The following is a 22,929-nucleotide window of genomic DNA, read 5'->3' as shown; positions in this document are numbered from 1 at the left end:
CCGTCGCCGCCCGCGGCGTTTTGACGTGCTCCGGCGGGGCGCTGCCCCTGCAGTTGTTAGACGTCTGCCGACCCTTCGCGATAGATCTTGGCCTTGTCGATCTTTCCCCCGACGAGGTCGAACACGGCGACGAGGGCCGCGCTCTTCGATTCGCCGCCATGGGTCCAGGTCTCGGTCATCTCCGCAACGACCGTGTTCCCGCCGTCGATCGTGCGTCTGAGCGTGAGACGCGGCCTGATGGAACGCATCGCTCCTTCGAAGAAGGACCGGAGTCCGCCATCGAGCACGGTGTAGTCACCGGTGACCCACGTGGCCGTGGGGGTGAAATCAGCGAGAAGGCGATCGGCATCGCCGGCGTTGAAGGCGTCGATGTGCCGGTGAAGCAACTCCTCTGCGAAGGCCATCGGTCAATCATGGCCGATGAGGCTGCCGGTCGGGACCTGCGGCGCTCGCGGTGGTGGAGGACGGCCTACACGCCGGGCGCTGAGTTCGCTGATCCCGACGCTTTCCTTACGAGTTGAGCGATCAGTTTCTCTTCGGCGACGTCGAGGGGGCCGGTGATCGCGTATGACGTCGGCCACATGACCCCGTCGTCGAGGTGAGACGCCTCCTCGAACCCCAGGCTGTTGTATCGGGTGCCGTATTTGGCGGCAGAGTGGAAGAACACCACCACCTTGCCTTCGGCGTTCGTCCAAGCCGGCTGTCCGTACCAGGTTTTCGGCCGGAGGTCCGGCGCGACCTCGGAGACGATGACATGGATGCGTTCGGCGATGACCCGCTGGTCCTCCGGCATCGCCTCGATACTCTTCAGCAGATCCTCCAACGCGGCCGCAGCCTTCTTGCCTCCCTTCTCTGCGCGCAGTTCTGCGGCGCGCTCCTTGATCGCAGCAAACTCGACGTCAGTGAACCCACCGGATGCGTTGTCTGTCATCAGTACTCCTCTCGTGGCTGATCGGGCCCACGCTAGAGCGATGCACTGGGGTCCGCTTCTCGAATCCTGAGCGATGGCGCCAGCCTAGCGTGGGTCGGCGTACCGCTCCGCAAGTTCCGCCGCTCGCTATCCGAGGGCAGCCCGCAGTGATGTCGGACGGATGACTTCAGCAGCGGTGCCCAACTGCCAGAGGGCCCATGCAGCGTGTCGGAGATCCTCGAAGGTCACGTCGAGGAGAACCCAGCCGTCTGCCTTGGTGGCTAGCAGGTAGGTGCGGCCGCGACGGTGACCAGGCCGAGCGGGTCGACGGTGTGCCGGCGTGGCTCCTTGTCCCACGGTGGTTACCCAACCACGGAGCGTCCGCAGTCGCAACGATTGGAGTGGCAATGGAACGAACAGCAGTCAGCGGGTCGCCTAGTGCTTGCCACTCCGAATCAACCGGGCTCAAGTGGCTCGTGCACCCGCATCGACCGGCTCCTGGACATCGGTGGCACCCGGCTTCCACGCGACGCGTGCCAGGACGGCCGCTGTGATGGCAATTGCGGCGAGGACGAGTGCGATTGCGGGGAGGCCGAGGTGGGCGCCGAGGCTACCGGCGAGCGGGTAGGTGAGGATGAAGCAGGCGTGGGACAGGGAGAACTGAGCGGCGAAGACAGCGGGGCGGGTGGCCTGGGTCGATGCGCGTCGCAGCAGCCGGGCCGAGGGGGTGAGTACCGAGGAGGTGGCTGCGCCCAGGACGAACCACAACAACAGCAGTGCCGCCCAGGCTTGGGGTGCCAGGGCGATCAACGCCGAGGCTGCAGCCAGGCCCAGGGGCAGCAGAGCGCTTCCGGTGAGCATGACGCGACGGTCGGGAATGCGGTCCAGGGTTCGGGGCAGGGCCAGCGCCACCAGCATCGATCCGGCACCGTAGGCGGCCAACAGGACCGCGACCTCGGCGTCGGAGCGCCCAAGGACACCGCGCACGAGGACCACGGTGTTGACCAGGACCATCGCGGTGGCGCAGGCAACCACGATGTTCATCGCCATGAGGCTGCGCAGTTGATCACGCTTGGCGAAGACCCGCACACCGCGGGTCAGCCGTTCGCCGAAGGCACCCGCCGCATCGGGGATGGACGGCGGGAATCGGGTGGCCAGCACGAGAAGTGCGGAGCCGAGAAATCCTGCGACCGTGGCCAGGAAGAGGTTGTGGTAACCGACCAGTGTCAGCAGTGCGGCGGCAATGACCGGGCTGAGGAGTGCCTCGAGATCGTAGGCCAGGCGGGAGAGGGACAGCGCCCGGGTGTACTGGGCCTCATCGGGCAGGATCTCGGGAATGACGGCCTGGAACGTGGGAGTGAAGGTGGCCGAGGCCGCCTGGAGAACGAAGATCAAGACGTAGATCTGCCAGACCTGGTCCACGAACGGCAGGCAGAGCGCGGTGAGGGCGCGCACGAGATCGGCCCCGACCATCAGCGTCTTCCGCGGGACCTTGTGGGCGATCGCCGAGACGAGCGGCGCGACGCCGACGTAGGCCAGCATCTTGATCGTCAGCGCGGTTCCCAGGACGACGCCGGCCTGCACACCTGCCAGGTCGAAGGCGAGCAGCCCCAGAGCGACGGTCAGCAGTCCGGTGCCCAGGAGAGCGATGACCTGGGCGCGGAAGAGTCTGGCGTAAGCAGCGTTGCGCAGGACCTCAAGCATCGGAAATCCCATGCCCGGGCTGCGCGGAGGGACGACGGTGATGGGCCGGGTGTATGTCCACGGCGTGCTCGGCTTGATAGACAGCATCCGCGACGAGTTGACGGGCATGCTCATTCGCGAGCCGGTAGAAGACCCGGGTGCCGTCGTGCCGGGTTGTCACCATGCGCGCCAAGCGCATCTTGGCCAGATGCTGCGACACTGCGGCCGAGGACTTGCCGACGATCTCGGCCAACTCCTTCACTGCCAACTCGCCATCCCATAGAGCCAGGATGATCCGCACCCGCGTGGCATCGGCAAGCATCGCGAAGACCTCGACCGCCAGTTCGACGTAGGGACTGTCCGAGGCTACTCGCTTAGTTGCGCACATGCGCATAGAGTAACCGACCGCCTTGTGAGCACAGGCCTGGCCGATGGAGTTCACCCCGGCATTGGCGACTTGCTCGACGATAGTCCTATCCGGGAGCGCGTAGGTGGGACCAGGCTGTGCATCGGCGGAGGGCCTTCAAGCAGCCCGCCAATGGCTTCCGAACCCTTGATAACACCGCAACTGCAGCATCGCCGTCGGACGCTTTAACGGATCGCGGCACGACGCGCGGGACCGGAGGAACTCAATTACCGACTATGGGACTTTTTGGAAATTGCGTCCCGTATATGTGGACTCTGTTGCTAGCGTCTTGCCACCTTCCCGATCGAATGGCCCCCACGCAGATGACCAGAGTTGCTCCTGCCCCGGCGCTCGCAGCCCAGAGCGCCACCGCGGTTGCCCGCCCGGTGCCGCAGAATCGGCGCTCTCGGGTGCGTCTACGCAACATCATTGCGTTCGCACTGCTCGCCGGGCCGAACATCGCCATCTTGCTGATCTTCACCTATCGACCGCTGCTGCTCAGCTTCTACTACTCGATGCTGCAGTGGAACCTCGGCTCCAGCGTCGCCCGGTTCATCGGCTTCGGCAACTACGTTGAATGGTTGGGCGACCCGCGTACGCCCACCGTGGTGACCACAACCGCCGTCTTCGGACTGACCACCGTGGGCGGTGGCCTGGTGCTCGGCCTACTCCTCGCGCTGCTGCTGAACCAGAAACTGATGGGTCGGGGGGTCGCCCGGACCGTGGCCTTCGCGCCCTACGTCCTCTCCGGCATCGCCGTCGGCATGCTCTGGCTGTACATATTCAACCCCCGGTACGGGTTGCTCTCGGTGTTCCTGGACTGGATCGGTGTGACATCGCCGGAGTGGTACTCCACAACACCCTGGGCCCTGGTGATGATCATCATCGTCTACCTGTGGAAGAACATGGGCTACGTCGCCCTGATCTACCTGGCCGGCCTGCAGGCGGTGCCCCAGGACCTGCGGGATGCCGCGGCGATCGATGGGGCGAGCCGGTTCCGCACGTTCTGGTCGGTGGTCTTCCCGCTCCTCGGTCCGGTGACCTTCTTCCTGCTGATCACCACGATGCTGAGTTCGCTGCAGTCCTTCGACCTGATCCGCGCGATGACTGACGGCGGGCCGCTGGGCAGCACGACCACGCTGATGTACCAGATCTACGTCGAAGGCTTCCAGACCGGACGGGCCGGCTACGCCTCAGCGGCCGCGACGATCCTGTTCATCGTCCTGCTGGTGATCACGGCGATTCAACTCAAGTTCGTGGAGCGGAAGGTGCACTACTCATGACCGACACGCTCACCGCATCCGAACCCGAGGACAGGACCCAAGCACCGGTCGAGCACGCCGGCCAGCGCAGGACGTCCGCCCGTGCCCGCCTGTTGCGGGTCCCGATCAGATTCGGCCTCTACGGCACCATGATCGCCGCGGCGCTGGTGATGTCGGTACCGCTGATCTGGATGCTCCTGGCCAGCTTCAAGGCCCCGAACGAGTTGTACTCCATGCCCCTCATCTGGCTGCCGGAGAACTGGAACTTCGACAACTTCCGGATGGTCGCCAGTTCCATCCCGATCGGCCGGATGTTCCTGAACAGCGTCTTCATCACCATCGTCGGTGCGGGGCTGAAAGTCCTGCTCGGACTCTGCTGCGCATACGCCCTGGTGTTCGTGGACATTCCGTTCCGCAAGGCCTTCTTCATCCTGGTGCTCTTCGCCCTGCTGATTCCGGGCCAGATCACGATCATCCCGAACTACACCTTGATCGCCGATCTGGGTTGGCTGAACAGCTATCAGGGGATCATCGTGCCCGGACTGGCCAGCGCCTTCGGCACCTTCCTGTTCCGCCAGCACTTCCTGTCCCTGCCGATCTCGGTGCTGGAGGCCGCAGAGGTCGACGGCGCCGGTCACTTCCGGAGGCTCTGGCGGTTCGTGGTGCCGATGTCGGTGCCGACCATCGCCGCCGTGAGCCTCGTGTCGATCGTGGGCGAGTGGAATGAATACCTCTGGCCCATGCTCGTGGTCGACAACCCCAACACCATGCCGCTTCCGGTCGGACTGACCCTGCTGCAACGCGTCGAGGGACTCCAGAACTGGGGCGTGCTGATGGCCGCCACGACTCTCGTCACGCTGCCGATCCTGCTCGTCTTCCTGATATTGCAACGCCGACTCGTGGCCGGCCTCACCGCCGGCGCCGTCACTGGCTGATAGCACCCACCCACAAGGAGCACCCACATGTCCAAGAACTCTCGCCGATCCTCCCGCTTGTGGACGCCACCCGACGACGGGAGGCTCTGGCAGCCCAGCCGGCGAAACGTGCTGGCCCTGGGCGGCGTCGCCGCCGCGAGCGGCTTGCTAGCCGCCTGTGCTGGCCCCAGCGTGGGCGGTGACACCGGTCGTGAGGAACACGAGGAGACCGAGTGGGACGGCGTCGAGCCGGCCGAGCGGATCACCTGGTGGTCCAACCACCCCGGAAACACCCTCGAGTGGGAACAGTCCGTTATCGATGCGTTCACCGCTGAGCACGGCATCGAGGTGGACCTGGTCACCGCCGGAGCGAACTACGACGAAATCGCCCAGCGGTTCCAGGCCGCGGCGGGCACCGACGAGGTGCCCGAACTCGTCGGAGCCAGTGACGTGTGGTGGTTCCGCTACTTCGTCAACGGCCAGATCCTGCCGATCGACGGCGTATTCGAGCACCTCGGCGTGGACATCGGCGACTATGTCGAGACGTTCTGGGAGGACTACGCCTACGAGGGGCAGCATTACGCAGCCCCCTACGCCCGATCAACGCCGCTGTTCTACTACAACACCGAGTTGTGGGAGCAGGCCGGCCTGCCCGACCGCGGTCCGGAGACCTGGGCCGAACTGCAGGAATGGTCCGAGGCGCTGTGGGATGTGGTGCCCTCCAACGGGGCACCGATGGGTACCGGTATCGGTCCCTCGTGGGCGGCCTGGTGGTACTCCAACCTCAGTTGGGGGATGGGCGCTCAGATGAGCGAGGAGTGGGAGGTCACCCTGGACACCGAGGAGTCCCTGGCCGCAGGGAACTTCGTGCGGGACATGTTCACCGGCGACGACTACTTCGCAGACTTCGGCTCCGACACCAACGCCGACTTCCAGTCCGGCGTGTTCGCCTCGTTGATCGGCTCCACCGGTTCGCTGACCGCACATCTGGAGGCTGCCGACTTCGAGGTCGGAGCCGCCTTCCTGCCCGGCGGCCCGGTCGACGGGCCGAACGTACCCACCGGCGGGACCGGCGTGGCCATCGCCTCGGAGCGTACCCCCGAGCAGCAACTGGCTGCGGCGATGTTCCTCGCCTTCCTCACCGACGCCGATAATACCGCCGCCTACTCCTCTGAGACCGGCTACATGCCGGTGCGGACTTCGGCGATCGAGGGCGAGACCATGGCGGCGCTGTACGAGGAGACGCCGCAGTTCCGCACCTCGGTGGACCAACTGGAACGCACCCGGACCCAGGACTGGGTCCGGGTGTTCACCCCCGGTGGTGACCAGATCATTACCGACGGCATGGAGCAGCTGATTCTCGAAGGCGCGAACGCCGAGGACGTCTGGCCCACTGTGACCCGTCAGTTGGAGCGGGCCTACGAGGAGAATGTTGAGCCGTACCTGTGACACCGCTCGTGATCGCTCACCGGGGCAACTCCTCGGTGGCGCCGGAGAACACGATGCCGGCACTCGCGGCCAGCGTCGGCGCGGACATGATCGAGATCGACCTGCGTCCAACTGGGGACGGGGAGCCGCTGCTCATCCATGACGCGACGTTGCACCGCACGAGTAACGCGAGCGGCGCGGTGGCGGACATGGATGCCATCGAGATCGCCCGGGTGGATGCGGGGTCGTGGTTCGACCCCGCATTCGCCGGGACGCCGATGCCGCTGTTGGGTGAGGTACTGGCTCTGATGAAACGCCGCCCTGGTCTGGACCTACTCCTGGAACTCAAGGCCCCGTGGGATCAGCAGTCACTGGTGCGGGTCCTCACCCAGATCGGCGATGCCGGCCTGGGTGAGCGGGTCCTCGTGCAGAGCGCTGCGGTGAATCTGCTGCAGATGGTGCGCGAACTGGCGCCTGATCTGCGCCGTGGGTATCTGACCTCCACCTATGACGCCCAGGTTCGCGATCTGTGCGCCGACCTGGGCGTGGTGGCCTGCAATCCCCGGTTCAGCCTGCTGCTGGAGCAACCGGATGTGCTCGCGGAGATCCACGCTGCGGGGCAGCAGGTGATGGCCTGGACGGCGAACGAGCCCTCGGAGTGGGCTTCGTTGGTGGACCTCGGTGTGGACGGCATCATCACCGACCGTCCAGATCGCCTGGCCGGGTGGTTGGCCGCACACAACCGTTGAGGGGCTCTATCGCTCCACGCTGTCGCGCCGATGCCGTGGAATCGCCGATGTCTTGGAACCTGCGATCTCTCAGAGACCGTCGCGGTCGTGCCAATGCTGCTGCCACCGCCAGTCGATGGGGTCCGATGCGCGCTGGTAGCGAATGTCCGTGGACAGCCGCATCCGCCCGTCGGTCCTGACGTTGTCCAGCGCGGCGTGTATCACGTGGGCAGAGTGCACGACGACGTCCCCGGCGGCGTAGTCGGTGACCAACCATCGGGAGTCGTATTCATCGGCGAGTGCCGGGAGGTCGGCGGTGATCGAAGCAGCCGGGCGCTTCAGCCGCCTTTCGGCCTCCTCGGCCATGATCGCGTGATGAGTGCCTTCCAGATAGATCAATCCACCGAGGTCCACGGGACAGTCGCCGAGCGGGATCCACATCGAGAGCACCCGATCGGTGCCCTCTCGCAGATACACCAGGTCGTAATGGGCCTGGGTCGCGGTCCCGATACCGTTCTCGCCAGGCTGAGTATGCCGCAGGATCCTGCGCTTGTGCAGGTGGGTGTCGGCACCGAGGAACCATTCGAACCAATCCCGCACAGCCGGATGGGTGCACAGCGCCTCGTACTCCTGGGACGAGACGATCTCCCCGAAGAGCGCCTGGCGGTACAGTCCGGGGTCGATACCGTCCCCGGAAGCGATGCCCTCGATCGGCTCGGTTCCCTCACGGACGAGTCCGCTGTCTGCTAGCCGGGAGAAGTAGTACTGCCGGAAGGCCAGCACATCCGCGGCAGGGATCTGATTGCGCAGCAGGAGATATCCCTGATCACGAATCCGGTCCCAGAGGGCATCTCGGTTCTGGAGTTCGTGGTCGGGGGTTTCCTGCAGCCGGCCGAGCCGGTTCGACCCGGGGGCCAACGTGTAGCCGTTCGAGGTGAGCATGGTGGCACGCTAGCCGTGCTACGACGTCGGGGATATAGAGGATCGACGAAGAGGACTTGGACTATGCTGGCCGTTCCATGGCCCCTCATCGCGAGCCCAATTGGGCCGCCTACCTGAGTGTCTCCCGCGCCCTGCGCGATGGTTCGCTGAGTTGTCGAGGAGCGGGCGAGCAGACTGGCTTCTTGCGACATACCAGGGCTCGTCGGCGCTTGGCGACGCACGCCTTGGTGTTCGTTACTGAGGGCTCAGGGCAGTTCGCAGGCACGGACGGCAGGCGGCACAGCGTCCAGGCGCCGGCGGTTATGTGGCTTTTTCCGGGTGTTCCTCATGACTACGGACCGGACCGCCAGGGATGGCGTGAGCACTGGGTGCTCTTCGAGGGAATCAGCGCACGTGCCATGGAGAGCGTGGGCGCCTGGTCCCAGTCCGTTCCGGTAGCTCCTGCCCGGACCGGCTTGCACGAGGACATTGCCCCGTCCTTCGCCAAACTCCGTTCGGTGTTGGCGACGCCGAACGAGCGGGCCGCGCTGATCGCCGCGACCACGACGCATCACCTGATCGGAGTGGCCGCCGAGGCAGTGGTCTCGGTGAAGTCCCGGGCGGATTCTGTCATTGAGACGATGATGGCATCGGCGTTCGTACAGATGTCAGTGGTCGAGCGTGCCCAGCAGCTGGGGCTGACCGAGGATGCCCTGCGCGCTCACGTCCTGGAGGCAACTGGCCTGAGTCCGCATGAGTTCATCATCCAGGTCAGGATCTCCCGGGCCCAGGTCCTGCTGGCCGAGACTCCGATGAGCGTCTCGGCGGTAGCGCGCCAGGTGGGCTATGACGATCCCGGCTACTTCTCCCGGTTGTTCCGGTGCCGGGTCGGGGTGCCGCCGCTGACTTTCCGACGTCAAGAAGCTCGGGACTCCCCCGCGATGGTGCCACGCGCTCAGAACTGACATGGGTGCTCGTTCGTCAGGGTTGGCCCGGGAAGAGGAGATCGGCCGGAACGCCGACCGCCTCGGTCGATGTCCGCCAGGGTGGTTCGGTCCGCGCGCCGGCCCCAGCCCCGCGGTCAGAGGTTGGCCGGTCGACGGCCAGCCCTTGCATCCAGCCCGACTGGAGGACCCACCCGAAGGTCGAACTACCGGCGCCCACAGTGGAGCGGTGCTGGGCGAAGGCCCGTGACTGCTGCCACTTCCGGACCCGCCGGCGCCGCTGGGAGCATGGGGTCATGACCGATGCCGGCCCCCATGCCTCCGCACCTGCAAAGCCCGAGCAACCCCCACGTTCCCTGGTGGGACCGGCCTTGATCGGCGTGTGCGTGCTGCACACGGTGGTCGCCGTGGTGGTCGGCGGATCTGAACTGACCGATGCCGCACGGCAGGGATGGGCGGGGGCCTTCACCGGAGAGCGGGCGGTGGTCCAATGGTTCCTGATGACCGGGTTGGTGGGCCTGGTAGCCGGTGTGGCGATCACGGTGCTCGAACGCGCCGGGCCGCTGCCGTGGTCCGTGAGCCTCACGCTGCTGGTGGTCGCCCTGATCGGGGTGAGCATGGCGCCCACGTCCGGGTTCGTGCTCGTGGGGTTGGTAGGATTGCTCGCCGTCATCCGGTCCGCCTCCACCCGGCGCCGCTGGGGCGGGTGAGTATCCCTCACCTGTCGAAGTCAGCATTGTTCGGCTCAACCGGCTGCTTCAGCCGAGCAATGCTGGCTTCGGCGACGGTTGTGCGTGAGGTGCCCTGCGGTGGGCAACGGGATTGAGCGCGGCGGGGCCGGATGCGAGGGCCTACCCAGCCTGGAGCCGCGGTCCGGCGACACCGACGAGCGTGTCCACGGGTACTGGTACTCCGAACTGCGCGACGTCGGTCCGATCGACGGCGCGAGGGGCGAGGCCATCCACGACGAACACGACCAGCCCGTGGCCTATGTCGCCGCACCCGGTGACACCATGTCCGCAATCGCAGCCCGATTCTGCATCGACCATTACCCCTACCTCGAGTGGATCAACGCCATCCGCCGTGGTGAAGGCACGTCGATCACGGACACCGGCTCGATGCCCGTCTATGCCGGGGACACCCTCAACCTCGATCCGTACACCATCGCCACGGTCGGAGATGAGAACGGCGTCGTACGCGACAACGCCATCGACTTCCACATACCACCGCAGCACTGAGCAGTTGCTCGGACCCGACTCCTGGAGCGCACGAGCCGCCGTCAGCCGAGTGCGATGATGAACCGCGTGCGGTGGTGAGCCGCATCCCTCACGTGCTCGCGCGGACCACCAGTTCCACCGGCATCGTCACCGACTTCGGCCCCGCGCCGTCGATGATGTCCAGCAACAGGGTGACCATCTCGGTGCTGATCTGGGCGAAAGGTTGATGCATCGTGGTCAGCGGGGGGTCGAGCGTGCCCGCCATGCCGGAGTCGTCGAAGCCTCCCACTGCCACGTCGTCGGGCACCACCTTGCCGGCCCTGCGCAGAGTGGTCAGTGCCCCGGCGGCCATCAGGTCCGAGGCGGCGAAGACCGCATCCAGATCCGGGGCTTGCTGCAGCAGTTGGGCCATCGCCGCCGAACCGGATTCGGCCGAGTAGTCCCCGTGCGCCACCAGCGCCTCATCGAAGTCATCGCCCAGTTCCTCGGTGTACCCGGCCAGGCGGAACTTGCCACCGGGGGTGTCCAGCGGACCGGTGATGGTGGCGATCCGGCGCCGTCCCCGCTCGCGCAGGTGGCGCACCATGGTCCTGGCGCCACCCACCTCATCGACGGCAACCGAGGGCACCCGGTCCTCCGCCCCGAGCGGCACTCCGCAGGCCACCATCGGGACGTTGAGCGCCACCAGGGAGTCCAGTAGTGGCTCCTGCTCATGGGAGGAGATCAGCAGCACCCCGTCCACGTGCCCGGCCCCCACGTACTGGGCCACGTGCTCCCGCTCGGCGTCGGTGGAGGCCACCAGCAGCACCAGCGTCATGCCCCGGCTGGACAGCGCCTCGGCGGCACCGCGCAGCAGCACCGCGAACGTCGGGTCGGTGAACAACAACTGCTGCGGTTCGGTGAGCAGGAACGTCACCGAGTTCGCTCGGCCGGTGACCAGGCTGCGAGCATGCTGGTTCGCCCGGTAGCCGGTCACCCGGATGGCCCGCTCCACCGCCGCCCGGGCTTGCGGGGAGACCCAGTGCCCGCCGTTGATCACGCGCGACACGGTCCCTCGCGAGACGCCCGCCTCGGCGGCGACGTCGCGAATCGTAGGACGACGGTGCACGGTCACAGAACGGACTTTAGACCCGTTCTCACCCCGAGATCAGGCAAAACTCACCTGGTGAGACTGTGCGCGGTCACAGTTTGGTTACGGCACGATACTCGCGGGTTACAACCCTGGTGATCGCCGCTAGGCTGTGCACGATCCCAGTTGACGCCGGCGCTTCTGTTTCTCGGGGGCGCCGGTGACCCCGAGTTGATGGAGCGTGCATGATCACCAGCCCGTGGAAGGGCATTCCGACGGTGGCGTTCGGCGGGGACTACAACCCCGAGCAGTGGCCGCGGAAGACCTGGGAGGACGATGTCGCCCTGATGCGTCAGGCCGGGGTGAACATGGTCAGCCTGGGAATGTTCTCCTGGGTGTTCATGGAGCCGCAGGAGGGCGTCTTCGACTTCGGCTGGCTCGATGACCTGCTGGACCTGCTGCACGCCGGGGGCATCTCGGTGGACCTGGCCACCCCGACCGCCTCCCCGCCGGCCTGGTTCTACCATGCCTATCCCCAGGCCCGGGTGCGCACCCGGGACGGAGTGCCGCTGGGACCGGGCTCGCGGGGGATGGCCTCGCCCAACGCCCCGGAGTACCGCACCGCCGCGGTGCGGATCGCCACGGAACTGGCCAAGCGGTACGCCGACCACCCGGCGGTGGTGATGTGGCACGTGCACAACGAGTACGGAGCGCCGGTCGGAGCCGACTACTCCGACAACGCCGCCCGGGAGTTCCGCCTCTGGTTGCAGCAGCGCTACACCGACCTGGACGGGCTGAACAGGGCCTGGGGCACGGCGTTCTGGGGTCAGGCCTACTCCGACTGGTCCCACGTCAACCCGCCCGGACCCACGCCGTCGGTGGGCAACCCGTCCCAGAGCCTGGACTTCGCCCGCTTCACCGACCACCAGCTGCGCCAGTGCTACATCGCCGAGCGTGACGCGATCAGGGCACACGCGCGCCAGCCGATCACCACCAACTTCATGGCGAACGAATGCCCCACCACGGACCTGTTCGCCTGGGCCGAGGAAGTGGACATCGTCTCCAACGACCACTACCTGACCGCCGCCGACCCGCAAGGCCACATCGGCCTGGCCCTGGCCGCGGACCTGACCCGCTCGGTGGGTGGTGGCAAGCCGTGGATCATGATGGAGCACTCCACCTCCGCAGTGAACTGGCAACCGCGCAACGTGGCCAAACGGCCCGGCGAGATGGCCCGCAACTCCCTGGGTCACCTGGCCCGCGGGGCCGATGCGATCTGCTTCTTCCAGTGGCGGGCCTCCCGCTTCGGCGCCGAGAAGTTCCACTCCGCGATGCTCCCGCACGCCGGCACCGACTCGCGGATCTGGCGCGAGGTGCGCCGGCTCGGCACCACGCTGGGCCAACTGGGCGAGATTGCCGGTTCCACCGTGCGGGCCGAGGCCGCGATCCTGTGGGACACCGAGTCGCACTGGGCCCAGTCCCTGGAGTGGCGCCCGAGCGTGGACGTGGACGCCAAGGAGCGCATCCGCGCCTACTACGAACGCCTCTGGCGCGACGGGATCACCACCGACTTCGCCCACCCGGAGTCCGATCTGAGCGCCTACAGACTCGTGGTGGCCCCGGCCTCCTACCTGCTCACCGACGCGGCAGCGGCGAATCTGACCCGTTACGTCGCCCAAGGCGGCACACTGGTCGTGTCGTTCTTCTCCGGAGTGGTCGATGAGCACGACGCGGTCCACGAGGGCGGGTTCGGTACACCGTTGCGGGAGGCATTGGGGGTCAGCGTGGAGGAGTTCCTGCCGATGCGTTCCGGTGAGCGGGCCGCGCTCAGCTGGCCCGAACCGGACGGCGGTGTGCGCGAACTGCCCGTGGACACCTGGCAGGAAGCGGTCATCACCCACGGCGCGCAGGTGCTGGCCACCTTCGCCAGCGGCCCGGCGGCCGAGCCCGGCTACTTCCAGGACCGTGACGCCGGCGCCGGTACCCCGGCCGCCGCAGCGCCCGACGGCGACTCCGCACCCGGCAGCGCCGGTGGCGCCGCCGCAGGGGACGGCCGGGCAGGCACCGAGGCGGCCAGCCACGGCATGCCGGCGATCACCCGGCACAGCCACGGCTCCGGCACCGGCTGGTACGTGGCGACCAAACTGGACGTGGAGCACCTGGCCCCGGTCCTGGGTGCCGCCTACGCGGACGCCGGACTGTCGCCGTCGACCCTTCCCGAGCAGGTGGAAGTGGTGCGCCGGCACGGTAGCGGCAGCGACTACGTCGTCATCCTCAACCACTCCCACGTCGGGGCCACCGTGCCGTTCGAGTCCGGTGCGCATGATCTGCTCACCGATGCCCCGTTGTCCGGTCCGCTGGACCTACCCGCCGGCGGTCACGCCGTCGTGCGCGTCCCCGTTCCCGACTCACCCGAGGTCGACTGACCCCCGGGTGCCCCTCCATCCCCTACCCGCCACGGCCCGTCACCGGACCGGCCCGGCTTTCACAAGTGAAGGAATGATCACATGCGCAGAACAGCAATCCCGATCGCGATGCTCGCCTCGGCGGCCCTACTGGTGGGCTGCGGCAACGGCGACACGAACGGTGAGCCGGCCGAACCCGAGGAGACCGAAGCCCCGGTCGAGGAGGAAACCGAGGAAGAAGAGGCTCCGGCCGCCGACGGTTCCCTGCTCATCTGGGTGGATGAGAACCGCCAGCCGGCCGTGGAGTCCGCTGCCGCCTCCTTCACCGATGAGACCGGCATCGAGGTGGAACTCGTGGTGAAGAACTTCGAGGACATCCGCGCCGACTTCCTGGCCCAGGTTCCCACCGGGGAGGGCCCCGACATCACCGTCGGCGCCCACGACTGGCTCGGGTCCTTCATCGTCAACGGTGTGGTGGACTCGGTCGACCTGGCCGGCAACGAGGGCCAGTTCGAGGACGTCGCGATCGAGGGCTTCAGCTATGACGGCCAGCTCTACGGCCTGCCCTACGCCCTGGAGGCCATCGCCCTGATCCGCAACACCGAACTGGCCCCGGACCCGGTCCCGGCGGACTTCGACGAGATGATCGAGCTGGGCCGTGAGATCGGCACCAACTACCCGTTCGTGATCAACACCGGCGGGGCCGACGGCGACGCCTACAACTACTACGCCATGCAGACCTCCTTCGGGGCCCCGGTGTTCGAGCAGAACCCCGACGGCTCCTACACCAATGAGGTGGGCATGGGCGGTGACGGCGGCTACGCCTTCGCCGAGTGGCTCGGTGAGCGCGCCGACGAGGGAGTCTTCTCCACCGACTGGACCTACGACATCGCGGTGCAGGAGTTCGCCGACGGCAACGCCCCGTTCACCATCAACGGCCCGTGGGCGATCGCCGACTTCACCGGCGCTGGTGTGGACGTGGCCGTGGACCCGATCCCCTCGGCCGGCGGCGAGACCGCCGCGCCGTTCGTGGGCGTGCAGGGCTTCTACGTCTCGGCACAGAGCGAGAACGCCCTGGTGGCCAACGACTTCCTGGTCAACTTCATCGCAACCCCGGAGGCGATGACGGCGCTGCACGAGGCCGACCCGCGCATCCCGGCCTTCACCGAGGTGGCCGAGCAGGTCGCCGAGGATGAGGTCGTGGCCGGCTTCCTGGCCTCCTCCCAGAACGGTGCGCCGATGCCCTCCATCCCGGAGATGGCTGAGGTGTGGGACCACTGGAACGCCGCTCAGGCCGCGATCATCTCCGGGTCCGATGACCCCGAGGTGGCCTGGGAGCGGATGCTGACCAACCTCGAGGACACCCTCGGCTGATCAGACCACCCGCCGGGCCGGCACCACCACCCGCACGCCGGCCCGGCGGGCCCTTCCCTTTAGCGCCCCGTAACGGAGACGTCGATGTCCCAGTTTTCCCAGCCCCCCACCGCGGGGGCGCCGCCCGGTGAGACCGTACCCGAGCCACCGGGGCCCGCCTCGTCGAAGGTGCGCACGGCCCACGCCAAGGAGTGGAACTCCCCGGTGGGGTACGCGGTGAAACTGGCCCTGATGGCGTTGGTGAACGCCTTCGGGGTCTACCTGCTCTGGTCCGCCTACACCGAGGGCTCCTGGGGGATCTTCACCGGTTCGCTCATCCTGGTGGTGGCGGCGAACTGGGTCTACTTCTCCCGCCGCACGCTGCCGCTGAAGTACATCGCGCCCGGCCTGGTATTCCTCATCGTGTTCCAGTTGTTCACGATGGTCTACACCGGGTACGTGGCCTTCACCAACTACGGCACCGGCCACAACGCCACCAAGGCCCAGGCCGTGGACGCCCTGCTGATCCAGGACGAGCGGCGGGCGCCGGAGTCCCCCTCCTACCCCCTGACCGTGTTGGAGGCCGACGGCGAACTCGGCTTCGCCATCTACGACGACGGCGTGGCCCGGGTGGGCACGGCCGAGGAACCCCTGGCGGAGGAGCCGGAGGCCACCGTCACCGACGAGCGGGTGACGGCGGTACCGGGCTGGGAGGTGGTGGAGCGAGCCCGGATCCTCAGTGAACTGCAGAACGAGGTGGTGGCGCTGCGGGTGCCGGTCTCACAGGAGGCCACCGACGGGTCGATCCGCACCCGGGACGGTTCCACCGGCGCGGTCTACACCTCGGTGCTGGACTGGGATCCCGATGCCGACGTCATGACCAACACCGAGACCGGTGTGGCCTACACCCCCAACGACCGGGGTCAGTTCCAGGCCGAGGACGGATCGGTGCTGCCGGTGGGCTGGCGAGTGGGGGTGGGGTTCGAGAACTTCACCACCGCCTTCACCGACACCAACTACTCCGGCCCGTTCGTGAAGATCCTGGCCTGGACCTTCTCCTTCGCGGTGCTGACCGTGCTGAGCAGCTTCCTGATGGGGCTGGTGCTGGCGGCGATCTTCGACGACACCCGGATCCGCGGCCGCAGGGTGTGGCGGACGTTGTTCATCCTGCCCTACGCCTTCCCGGCGTTCCTGTCCGCCCTGCTGTGGCGGGGAATGCTGAACTCCAACCCCGACTACGGGATCATCAACCAGATCTTCTTCTTCGGCACCCGGGTGGAGTGGCTCACCGACCCGTGGCTGGCCAAACTGGCGATCCTGGGGGTGAACCTGTGGCTGAGTTTCCCGTACTGGCTATTGGTCTGTACCGGGGCGTTGCAGTCACTGCCCAGTGACGTGACCGAAGCGGCCACGTTGGACGGGGCCGGCCGGTTGCGCACCTGGCGCTCGGTGCTGCTGCCGTTGCTGCTGATCTCCACCGCGCCACTGCTGATCGCCTCGTTCGCGTTCAGTTTCAACAACTTCACGCTGATCTACATGCTCACCGGCGGTGGTCCCAGGTTCACCGACACCACCGCCGTGCTGGGCCACACCGACATCCTGATCACGATGGTCTACCAGATCTCCGGCGTGGCCGGCGGGCGCGCTGACTTCGGTCTGGCCAGTGCGCTGTCGATCGTGATCTTCCTGATCGTGGGAGGCATCTCCGCCCTGGCCTTCCGGCAGACCCGCAAGCTCGAGGAGATCATGTGATGTCCACTCCTTCGATTTCTCGTGAAAGACCGCTCGGCTCCGGCCGGGGCAGGGGTGCGGATTCGACCCCGACCGGCCCGCGGCGCGCGCGGTGGTGGGCCGAGGTCGGCTGGAAGTACCCGCTGGGCGCGATCGTGGTGTTCTACGCCGCGTTCCCGCTGGTGTACGTGCTCTCCGCCGCGGTGGCCACCACCGGCACCCTGACCGGGTCCACCTCGTTGTTCACCACCTTCACCCTGGACAACTTCACCGCGCTGGGTGGGACCCGGTTCTGGGATTGGGCCGTCAACAGCCTGATCATCGGCGTCTCGGTGGCCCTCGGCTCGGTGCTGATGGGGGCCGCGGCGGCCTATGCCTTCTCCCGGTTCTCCTTCACCGGCCGGCGGCTCTCCCTGACTATGTTGCTGATCGCGCAGATGTTCCCGCAGATGCTGGCGTTCGTGGCGATCTTCCTGCTGCTGATCGGGCTGGGCAGGGTGGTACCGCAACTGGGGCTGAACTCGCTCGTCGCGCTGATCTGTGTGTACCTGGGCGGTGCCCTGGGCTCGAACACCTTCCTGATGTACGGGTTCTTCAACACCATCCCCAGGGACCTGGACGAGGCCGCCAAGATCGACGGCGCCACCCATTCCCAGACCTACTGGAGCATCATCCTGCGCCTGGCCACCCCGATCCTGGCGGTGGTGGCGCTGCTGAGTTTCATCGCCACGTTCGGGGAGTTCATCCTGGCCCGGATCATCCTGACCTCCGAGGGCAACTGGACCCTCGCGGTGGGGATGTACACCTGGGTCTCGGAGCAACTCAACGCCAACTGGGGCCTGTTCGCCGCCGGTGCGGTGATCGCGGCCCTGCCGGTGCTGCTGCTGTTCCTGTTCCTGCAGAAGTACATCGTGGGCGGGCTGACCGCCGGCTCCGTGAAGGGTTGATCGCCCACCCCGTCAAAGGCTGATCGCACACCCCGTGCTCCGGCCTTCCGGCTCAGAACATCGACGTTCAACAGAAGGGATCGATCGTGGCTCACCTCGATCGCGAATCATCTGACCCCACCCGACTCCGGGGCGTGGCCGTCCTGGCCGCGGCGGGCGCCCTGCTCGCAGCACCCCTGGCCGCCGGTGCCGCGGCTCCCCCGGGGACGGCCGCCGCCGCGCCCACGAGCACCTCGGTGGCCCCACCGGCCGCGACCTCCCAGGATGGACCGGTGGAGTCCACCATTCACGTCGACCCCGTCGCCGGCCTGCCCGAGGACTTCATCAACGGCGTGGACATCTCCTCGATCCTGTCCCTGGAGGAGTCCGGCGTGACCTTCCATGACGCAGCCGGGGCCGGTGCCGACATCTTCGAACTCCTCGCCGCGCACGATGTGAACTACGTGCGGATTCGGGTCTGGAACGACCCCTTCGATGCCGATGGCAACGGCTACGGCGGTGGCAACGTCGGCGTCGACCGCGCCATCACGATCGGCCAGCGGGCCACGGCCGCGGGCATGCGCGTGCTGGTGAACTTCCACTACTCCGACTTCTGGGCCGACCCGGCCAAGCAGATGGCGCCCAAGGCCTGGCAGGGCTTCGACGGTGACGTGGAGCAAACCGCCGCGGCGGTGCACGACTTCACCACCGGGGCCCTCGAGGCGTTCGAGGAAGCCGGTGTGGACGTCGGCATGGTGCAGGTCGGCAATGAGACCAACAACGGCGTCGCTGGCGTCACCGGCCTGGACAACCTCGCCCGGGTCCTTGCCGCCGGAGCCGAGGCCACCCGGCAGGTGCTGCCCGATGCCCTGATCGCGGTGCACTTCACCAACCCCGAGACCGAGGGCCGCTATGCGGCAGCGGCTGCGGCACTGCAGGCGGCGGACGTGGACTACGACGTCTTCGCCAGCTCCTACTACTCCTTCTGGCACGGCAGCCTGACCAACCTCACCAACGTGCTGAACGAGATCCGCACCGAGTACGGCAAGGACGTACTCGTCGTCGAGACCTCCTGGGCCTACACCCCCGACGACGGCGACGGTCACCCGAACTCGGTCAACTCCGACACCTACGACTACCCGCTCACCGAACAGGGTCAGGCCGATGCGATCCGCGACGTGATCGAGGCAACCGTGAACGCTCAGGGGATCGGCGTCTTCTACTGGGAACCGGCCTGGCTGCCGGTGGGCCCGCCCGATCAGTGGGAGGCCAACGCCGCACTGTGGGAGGCCCACGGTTCGGGCTGGGCCACCAGTCACGCCAGCGACTACGACCCCGCCGACGCCGGCCAGTACTACGGCGGCACCTCCTGGGACAACCAGGCCCTGTTCGACTTCGACGGCCACCCGCTGGAGACCCTGAACATCTTCACCTACGCCCGCACCGGCGCCACCGCACCCAGGGAGGTCACCGCCGTCGAGCCGGTGGAACTCATCATCGGCGTCGGTGATCCGGTCGAACTGCCCGAGACGGTGCGCGTGCGGTTCAACGACCGCAGCACCGAGGACCAGGGCGTCACCTGGGCAGACGCCTCCCACATCGCCGGCCCGGGTACCTACACGGTCGAGGGCACCACCGAGACCGGGTTGTCGGTGACCGCCACGGTGATCGTGGAACTGGTCAACTACGTGCTCAACCCCAGCTTCGAGGACCCCGACACCTCGATGTGGATCATCGAGGGCACCGGGGCGCAGATCACCGGGACGTCCAACACCAACGCCGGCGAGCGGGCGGTGGACTTCTGGCACGGCAGCGACTACACCTTCACCATCACCCAGCACCTCCGGGACCTGCCACCCGGGCAGTACGCCCTCTCGGCCGTCACCCAGGGCGATGACGCCGCCGGTGCCGACATGGCACTGTCCGCGACCACTTCCGCGGGGGAGTGGAGCGAGCCGCTGGCGTTGGCCGGGTGGCAGAACTACCGCACCACCGTGGTGGAACAGATCGAGGTATCCGACGACGGCGAGGCCACCATCCAGGCATCGTTCAGTCTGCCCGGGGGTGCTTGGGGAACCTTCGACGACGTGCGGCTGGTCCCTGCCGACGCCGAGGAGGGACCGGCCGATCCGCTCGAGGCGGTCATCGCGTTGCGGGATGCGCTGGCGGAGTACCGGGACGCCGGGGCGGTCGATGGCCCGATCGCACACCGGTTGACGAACGCCACGAACCAGGCTCAGCAGCACCTGGAGAGGGGGCGGACAGAGCCCGCAGAGCAGGCGCTGACCCGGCTCATCCGGCACCTGGACAGTCCGAAGCCACCCGACACCCTGACCGAGGAGGCGAGGGTCGACCTGCGTGAGCGGGCCGTGGCGATCCTGGACCTGCTCTGAGCGCGGGCAACGCCGCTGGGCTACCTAGCCTAGCGTTGCGCCGAGCATGGGTAGCAGGTCGGGCACGGCGCGCAGGTCGGTCTGGATGATCAATGTGGTCAGCGCGGTCTCGGACCAGGTGCGTAACTGGCTGCGCACCTGGTCCGGGGTTCCGACCAGGCCCACGTCCTGGACCAGTTCCAGCGGGATCGCCGCTGCCGCTCCGGCCTTGTCGCCGCCGGCGTAGCGGCGCTGCACCTCATCGCACTCGGCCTCATAGCCCATCCGGGCGATGGCCTGGCGGTGGAAGTTCGTGCTCTCCGAGCCCATACCGCCGATGTACAGCGCCAGGTGCGGGCGTACCCGGTCCGCGGCAGCCTCGGCGTCACCGGCGATCGAGACCGGCACCGAGGCGCTCACCTCGAACTCCTCGGCCGGGCGCAGGTCACCGGCGCGCCGGGCGAACCCGGTGGCCAGCAACTCGGTGTACTCATCGTTCAGCCGCGGGGAGAAGAACGCGGGTAACCACCCGTCGGCGATCTCGGCGGCCAGTGCGGTGTTCTTCGGGCCCTGGGCGGCCAGGTGGATCGGCAGGTCCGCGCGCAGCGGGTGCACGGTGGAGCGCAGCGCCTTGCCCTGCCCCGTTCCGCCGGGATGGGGGAGCTGGTAGTGAGCGCCGTCGAAGGTCACCGGTGCCTCGCGGCGCAGCACCTGCCGGATGATGTCCACATACTCCCGGGTGCGCTCCAGGGGGCGGGGATACTGCTGGCCGTACCAGCCCTCCACCACCTGCGGGCCGGAAGCGCCCACCCCGAGGATGAACCGCCCGCCACTGAGGTGGTCCAGCGTCAGCGCCGCCATCGCGGTGGCCGTGGGGGTGCGCGCGGACATCTGCGCGATCGCGGTCCCCAAGCGGACCCGGGAGGTGGCCGCTCCCCACCAGGCCAGCGGCGTGAACGCATCGGAACCGTAGGCCTCCGCGGTCCACACCGAATCGAGTCCGGCGTCATCGGCAGCCCGCACCGCCTCCGCCGCCCCCTCCGGTGGGCCGGCCGGCCAATATCCCAGATGCACTCCGAATCGCATCTACCCATCCTGCCGCACGCGGGCAGCCGGCAGTCCGATCTCCCGAGCCCGAACTTCCGCGATCGATCGGCTCATCCCCGGCGCCTTGCGCTACCTCGAGGTGGCGATGGCGGCGGCCACGTCCGCGACGATCCAGGCCGGCGAGGCCCCGCCGGGGATGATGCCCTGATCGGCGGCGACCCGCAGCCGCAACTGATCCGGCGCCAGGCCGAGCAGGGGAGCGGGGTACTGGGGCCCGGAACCCTCCTCGCCCTCCGGCGCCAGGTCACCGTCCGCCCAGACGATCAGGTGCAGCGCCCCGGCCAATCCCTCCGCGGCCACCAACTCCACCCGATCGACCGCGAAGCCGGCCCGCTCGGCACTGATCCGCGCGACCGCCTGGCCGTACCAGTCCTCCTCCGCACCGACCTCGCCATGGATCAGGGTGAGCGGTGCGCGCTCGGGGGATGCGCCGTCGTCGGCCGCGCCTGTTCCGGCGGCCGTGTCTTCCAGCGCGCCGGTTCCGACGCCTGTGCCGGCCAGCGCGCCCAGCGTCCCGTCGGGCAGCACCGGCACGATGGTGAGCCGCTCGACGGCGCCGGGTTCGGGGTGAGCAGAGATCTGGCGGTAGCGCATCAGGCTTCCACGTGCGGGAGGACCTCGTCGGCGATGAGCGCGATGTGCTCGAGGTCGGACAGATCCATGATCTGCAGGTAGAAGCGCTCGGCACCGACGGCGGCGAAGGCGCGGATACGTTCGATCACCTCCGGGACGGTCCCGGCCAGGCCGTTCTCCCGCAACTCCGCCGGTTCGCGGCCGATCGCCCCGGCCCGGCGGGTGAACTCGGCCTCATCACGGCCCACCACGGTGATCAGCGCGGTGGAGTAGACCAGGTCGTCGGGGTCCCGTCCGGCGTCGGTGCAGGCGGCGCGGACCCGGCCGTACATCTCCGGCAGGTCGGCCAGCGTCGGGAAGCCCGCGTTGTACTCGGTGCCGAAGCGGGCCGCCAGCGCCGGGGTGCGCCGGGGTCCGCCGCCACCGATGATCACCGGCATCGGGGACTGCACCGGCTTGGGCAGGGCGGGGGAGTCGGAGATCTGGTAGTGCTCGCCGTCGAAGTTGTACCGCTGACCGACCGGGGTCTGCCACAGCCCGGTGATCAGTTCGAGTTGCTCGGTGAGCAGACCGAAGCGTTTGGCTGGGAACGGGATCGCGTAGGCGCTGTGCTCCTCCGCGTACCAACCGGTGCCCAGCCCCAGTTCCACCCGGCCTCCGGACATCGCGTCCACTTGTGCCACCTGGATGGCCAGCACCCCGGGGTAGCGGAACGTGGCCGAGGAGACCAGGGTGCCCAGGCGGATCGAGGAGGTCTCCCTGGCCAGGCCGGCCAGCGTGGTCCAGGCGTCGGTGGGGCCAGGCAGTCCGTCACCCTTGCCCATGGCCATGTAGTGGTCGGAGCGGAAGAACCCGTTGAAGCCCAGACGCTCGGCGGTGCGGGCCATGTCGAGTTGGTCGGCGTAGGAGGCGCCTTGCTGGGGCTCGATGAAGATGCGGAAGTCCATGGTGTACCACCCTGCCATGCCTCGGGTGGGCGC

At 67.7% G+C, this 22,929-nt stretch carries 22 protein-coding genes; 12 read left to right on the top strand and 10 right to left on the bottom strand.

Going from position 1 to position 22,929, the window contains the following annotated elements:
* Positions 1 to 56: 56 nt before the first annotated feature.
* The 5 genes from ACO0LV_RS07090 to ACO0LV_RS07070 all read right to left on the bottom strand — a co-directional run bounded on the left by ACO0LV_RS07090 (position 57) and on the right by ACO0LV_RS07070 (position 2,987).
* Positions 57 to 404 (bottom strand): nuclear transport factor 2 family protein, encoded by a 348-nt coding sequence (locus ACO0LV_RS07090; protein ID WP_424787179.1) that lies wholly within the window; start codon positions 402 to 404, stop codon positions 57 to 59.
* 65 nt (positions 405 to 469) lie between these two features.
* Positions 470 to 931 (bottom strand): iron chaperone, encoded by a 462-nt coding sequence (locus ACO0LV_RS07085; RefSeq protein WP_424787178.1) that lies wholly within the window; start codon positions 929 to 931, stop codon positions 470 to 472.
* Positions 932 to 1,057: 126 nt separating this feature from the next.
* A complete protein-coding gene (locus ACO0LV_RS07080) occupies positions 1,058 to 1,159 on the bottom strand; it encodes a hypothetical protein (protein WP_424787177.1) in 102 nt (33 codons plus the stop codon).
* 216 nt (positions 1,160 to 1,375) lie between these two features.
* Entirely contained in the window at positions 1,376 to 2,614 is a 1,239-nt protein-coding gene (locus ACO0LV_RS07075) for an MFS transporter (RefSeq protein ID WP_424787176.1), read from the bottom strand.
* Positions 2,607 to 2,987, bottom strand: a complete 381-nt coding sequence (locus tag ACO0LV_RS07070; protein WP_424787310.1) for an ArsR/SmtB family transcription factor — start codon at positions 2,985 to 2,987, stop codon at positions 2,607 to 2,609. Before ACO0LV_RS07070 ends, ACO0LV_RS07075 begins: the two co-directional genes overlap by 8 nt.
* 335 nt (positions 2,988 to 3,322) lie before the next feature.
* On the opposite strand from ACO0LV_RS07070, the gene ACO0LV_RS07065 reads away from it, so the two are divergent.
* Genes ACO0LV_RS07065 through ACO0LV_RS07050 form a run of 4 tightly spaced genes read left to right on the top strand, consistent with a single transcriptional unit; the run spans position 3,323 to position 7,352 of the window.
* The gene (locus ACO0LV_RS07065) at positions 3,323 to 4,282 is read left to right on the top strand and encodes a carbohydrate ABC transporter permease (RefSeq protein ID WP_424787175.1); all 960 of its coding nucleotides are present in this window, start codon (positions 3,323 to 3,325) and stop codon (positions 4,280 to 4,282) included.
* The gene (locus ACO0LV_RS07060) at positions 4,279 to 5,196 is read left to right on the top strand and encodes a carbohydrate ABC transporter permease (protein ID WP_424787174.1); all 918 of its coding nucleotides are present in this window, start codon (positions 4,279 to 4,281) and stop codon (positions 5,194 to 5,196) included. Before ACO0LV_RS07065 ends, ACO0LV_RS07060 begins: the two co-directional genes overlap by 4 nt.
* 27 nt (positions 5,197 to 5,223) lie before the next feature.
* Positions 5,224 to 6,624, top strand: a complete 1,401-nt coding sequence (locus tag ACO0LV_RS07055; RefSeq protein WP_424787173.1) for an ABC transporter substrate-binding protein — start codon at positions 5,224 to 5,226, stop codon at positions 6,622 to 6,624.
* Entirely contained in the window at positions 6,621 to 7,352 is a 732-nt protein-coding gene (locus tag ACO0LV_RS07050; RefSeq protein ID WP_424787172.1) for a glycerophosphodiester phosphodiesterase, read from the top strand. The genes ACO0LV_RS07055 and ACO0LV_RS07050 overlap by 4 nt, the downstream gene beginning before the upstream one ends.
* A gap of 69 nt (positions 7,353 to 7,421) precedes the next feature.
* Here the strand turns inward: ACO0LV_RS07050 and ACO0LV_RS07045 are convergent, their stop codons facing one another.
* A complete protein-coding gene (locus tag ACO0LV_RS07045; RefSeq protein WP_424787171.1) occupies positions 7,422 to 8,273 on the bottom strand; it encodes a phytanoyl-CoA dioxygenase family protein in 852 nt (283 codons plus the stop codon).
* Between the two features lie 77 nt (positions 8,274 to 8,350).
* Here ACO0LV_RS07045 and ACO0LV_RS07040 point away from each other — a divergent pair, with 77 nt between their 5' ends.
* The 3 genes from ACO0LV_RS07040 (at position 8,351) to ACO0LV_RS07030 (ending at position 10,434) form a co-directional block, all read left to right on the top strand.
* On the top strand, positions 8,351 to 9,217 hold the full coding sequence (locus tag ACO0LV_RS07040; protein ID WP_424787170.1) for an AraC family transcriptional regulator: 867 nt from the start codon (positions 8,351 to 8,353) through the stop codon (positions 9,215 to 9,217).
* 275 nt (positions 9,218 to 9,492) lie between these two features.
* Positions 9,493 to 9,906 carry a DUF6463 family protein gene (locus tag ACO0LV_RS07035; RefSeq protein ID WP_424787169.1) on the top strand — a complete coding sequence of 138 codons (414 nt, stop codon included), beginning with the start codon at positions 9,493 to 9,495 and terminating at the stop codon, positions 9,904 to 9,906.
* A 99-nt stretch (positions 9,907 to 10,005) separates the two neighbouring features.
* A complete protein-coding gene (locus ACO0LV_RS07030; RefSeq protein ID WP_424787168.1) occupies positions 10,006 to 10,434 on the top strand; it encodes a hypothetical protein in 429 nt (142 codons plus the stop codon).
* Positions 10,435 to 10,522: 88 nt separating this feature from the next.
* Here ACO0LV_RS07030 and ACO0LV_RS07025 read toward each other — a convergent pair whose 3' ends face one another.
* Positions 10,523 to 11,527, bottom strand: a complete 1,005-nt coding sequence (locus ACO0LV_RS07025; RefSeq protein WP_424787167.1) for a LacI family DNA-binding transcriptional regulator — start codon at positions 11,525 to 11,527, stop codon at positions 10,523 to 10,525.
* A 200-nt stretch (positions 11,528 to 11,727) separates the two neighbouring features.
* Between ACO0LV_RS07025 and ACO0LV_RS07020 the strand changes: the two genes are divergently transcribed.
* From ACO0LV_RS07020 to ACO0LV_RS07000, 5 genes are all read left to right on the top strand, one after another.
* The gene (locus ACO0LV_RS07020; RefSeq protein ID WP_424787166.1) at positions 11,728 to 13,908 is read left to right on the top strand and encodes a beta-galactosidase; all 2,181 of its coding nucleotides are present in this window, start codon (positions 11,728 to 11,730) and stop codon (positions 13,906 to 13,908) included.
* Between the two features lie 81 nt (positions 13,909 to 13,989).
* Positions 13,990 to 15,261: a sugar ABC transporter substrate-binding protein gene (locus ACO0LV_RS07015; protein ID WP_424787165.1), complete on the top strand. Its 1,272-nt coding sequence runs from the start codon at positions 13,990 to 13,992 to the stop codon at positions 15,259 to 15,261.
* 84 nt (positions 15,262 to 15,345) lie between these two features.
* The gene (locus ACO0LV_RS07010) at positions 15,346 to 16,992 is read left to right on the top strand and encodes an ABC transporter permease subunit (RefSeq protein ID WP_424787164.1); all 1,647 of its coding nucleotides are present in this window, start codon (positions 15,346 to 15,348) and stop codon (positions 16,990 to 16,992) included.
* Positions 16,992 to 17,918, top strand: a complete 927-nt coding sequence (locus ACO0LV_RS07005) for a sugar ABC transporter permease (RefSeq protein ID WP_424787163.1) — start codon at positions 16,992 to 16,994, stop codon at positions 17,916 to 17,918. Before ACO0LV_RS07010 ends, ACO0LV_RS07005 begins: the two co-directional genes overlap by 1 nt.
* Positions 17,919 to 18,004: 86 nt before the next feature.
* The gene (locus tag ACO0LV_RS07000) at positions 18,005 to 20,290 is read left to right on the top strand and encodes a glycosyl hydrolase 53 family protein (RefSeq protein ID WP_424787162.1); all 2,286 of its coding nucleotides are present in this window, start codon (positions 18,005 to 18,007) and stop codon (positions 20,288 to 20,290) included.
* A gap of 24 nt (positions 20,291 to 20,314) precedes the next feature.
* Here ACO0LV_RS07000 and ACO0LV_RS06995 read toward each other — a convergent pair whose 3' ends face one another.
* From ACO0LV_RS06995 to ACO0LV_RS06985, 3 genes are all read right to left on the bottom strand, one after another.
* On the bottom strand, positions 20,315 to 21,355 hold the full coding sequence (locus ACO0LV_RS06995) for an LLM class F420-dependent oxidoreductase (RefSeq protein WP_424787161.1): 1,041 nt from the start codon (positions 21,353 to 21,355) through the stop codon (positions 20,315 to 20,317).
* 90 nt (positions 21,356 to 21,445) lie between these two features.
* On the bottom strand, positions 21,446 to 21,970 hold the full coding sequence (locus tag ACO0LV_RS06990; RefSeq protein WP_424787160.1) for a hypothetical protein: 525 nt from the start codon (positions 21,968 to 21,970) through the stop codon (positions 21,446 to 21,448).
* Positions 21,970 to 22,896 carry a TIGR03560 family F420-dependent LLM class oxidoreductase gene (locus tag ACO0LV_RS06985; protein WP_424787159.1) on the bottom strand — a complete coding sequence of 309 codons (927 nt, stop codon included), beginning with the start codon at positions 22,894 to 22,896 and terminating at the stop codon, positions 21,970 to 21,972. The genes ACO0LV_RS06990 and ACO0LV_RS06985 overlap by 1 nt, the downstream gene beginning before the upstream one ends.
* Between the last annotated feature and the right edge of the window lie 33 nt (positions 22,897 to 22,929).

It is taken from the genome of Pseudactinotalea sp. Z1739 (genome assembly GCF_049725055.1).
Taxonomy (GTDB): Bacteria; Actinomycetota; Actinomycetes; order Actinomycetales; family Beutenbergiaceae; genus CALKWS01.
Note: the sequence above shows the minus strand (reverse complement) of the source record. Positions and strands in the feature narration are given on the sequence as shown.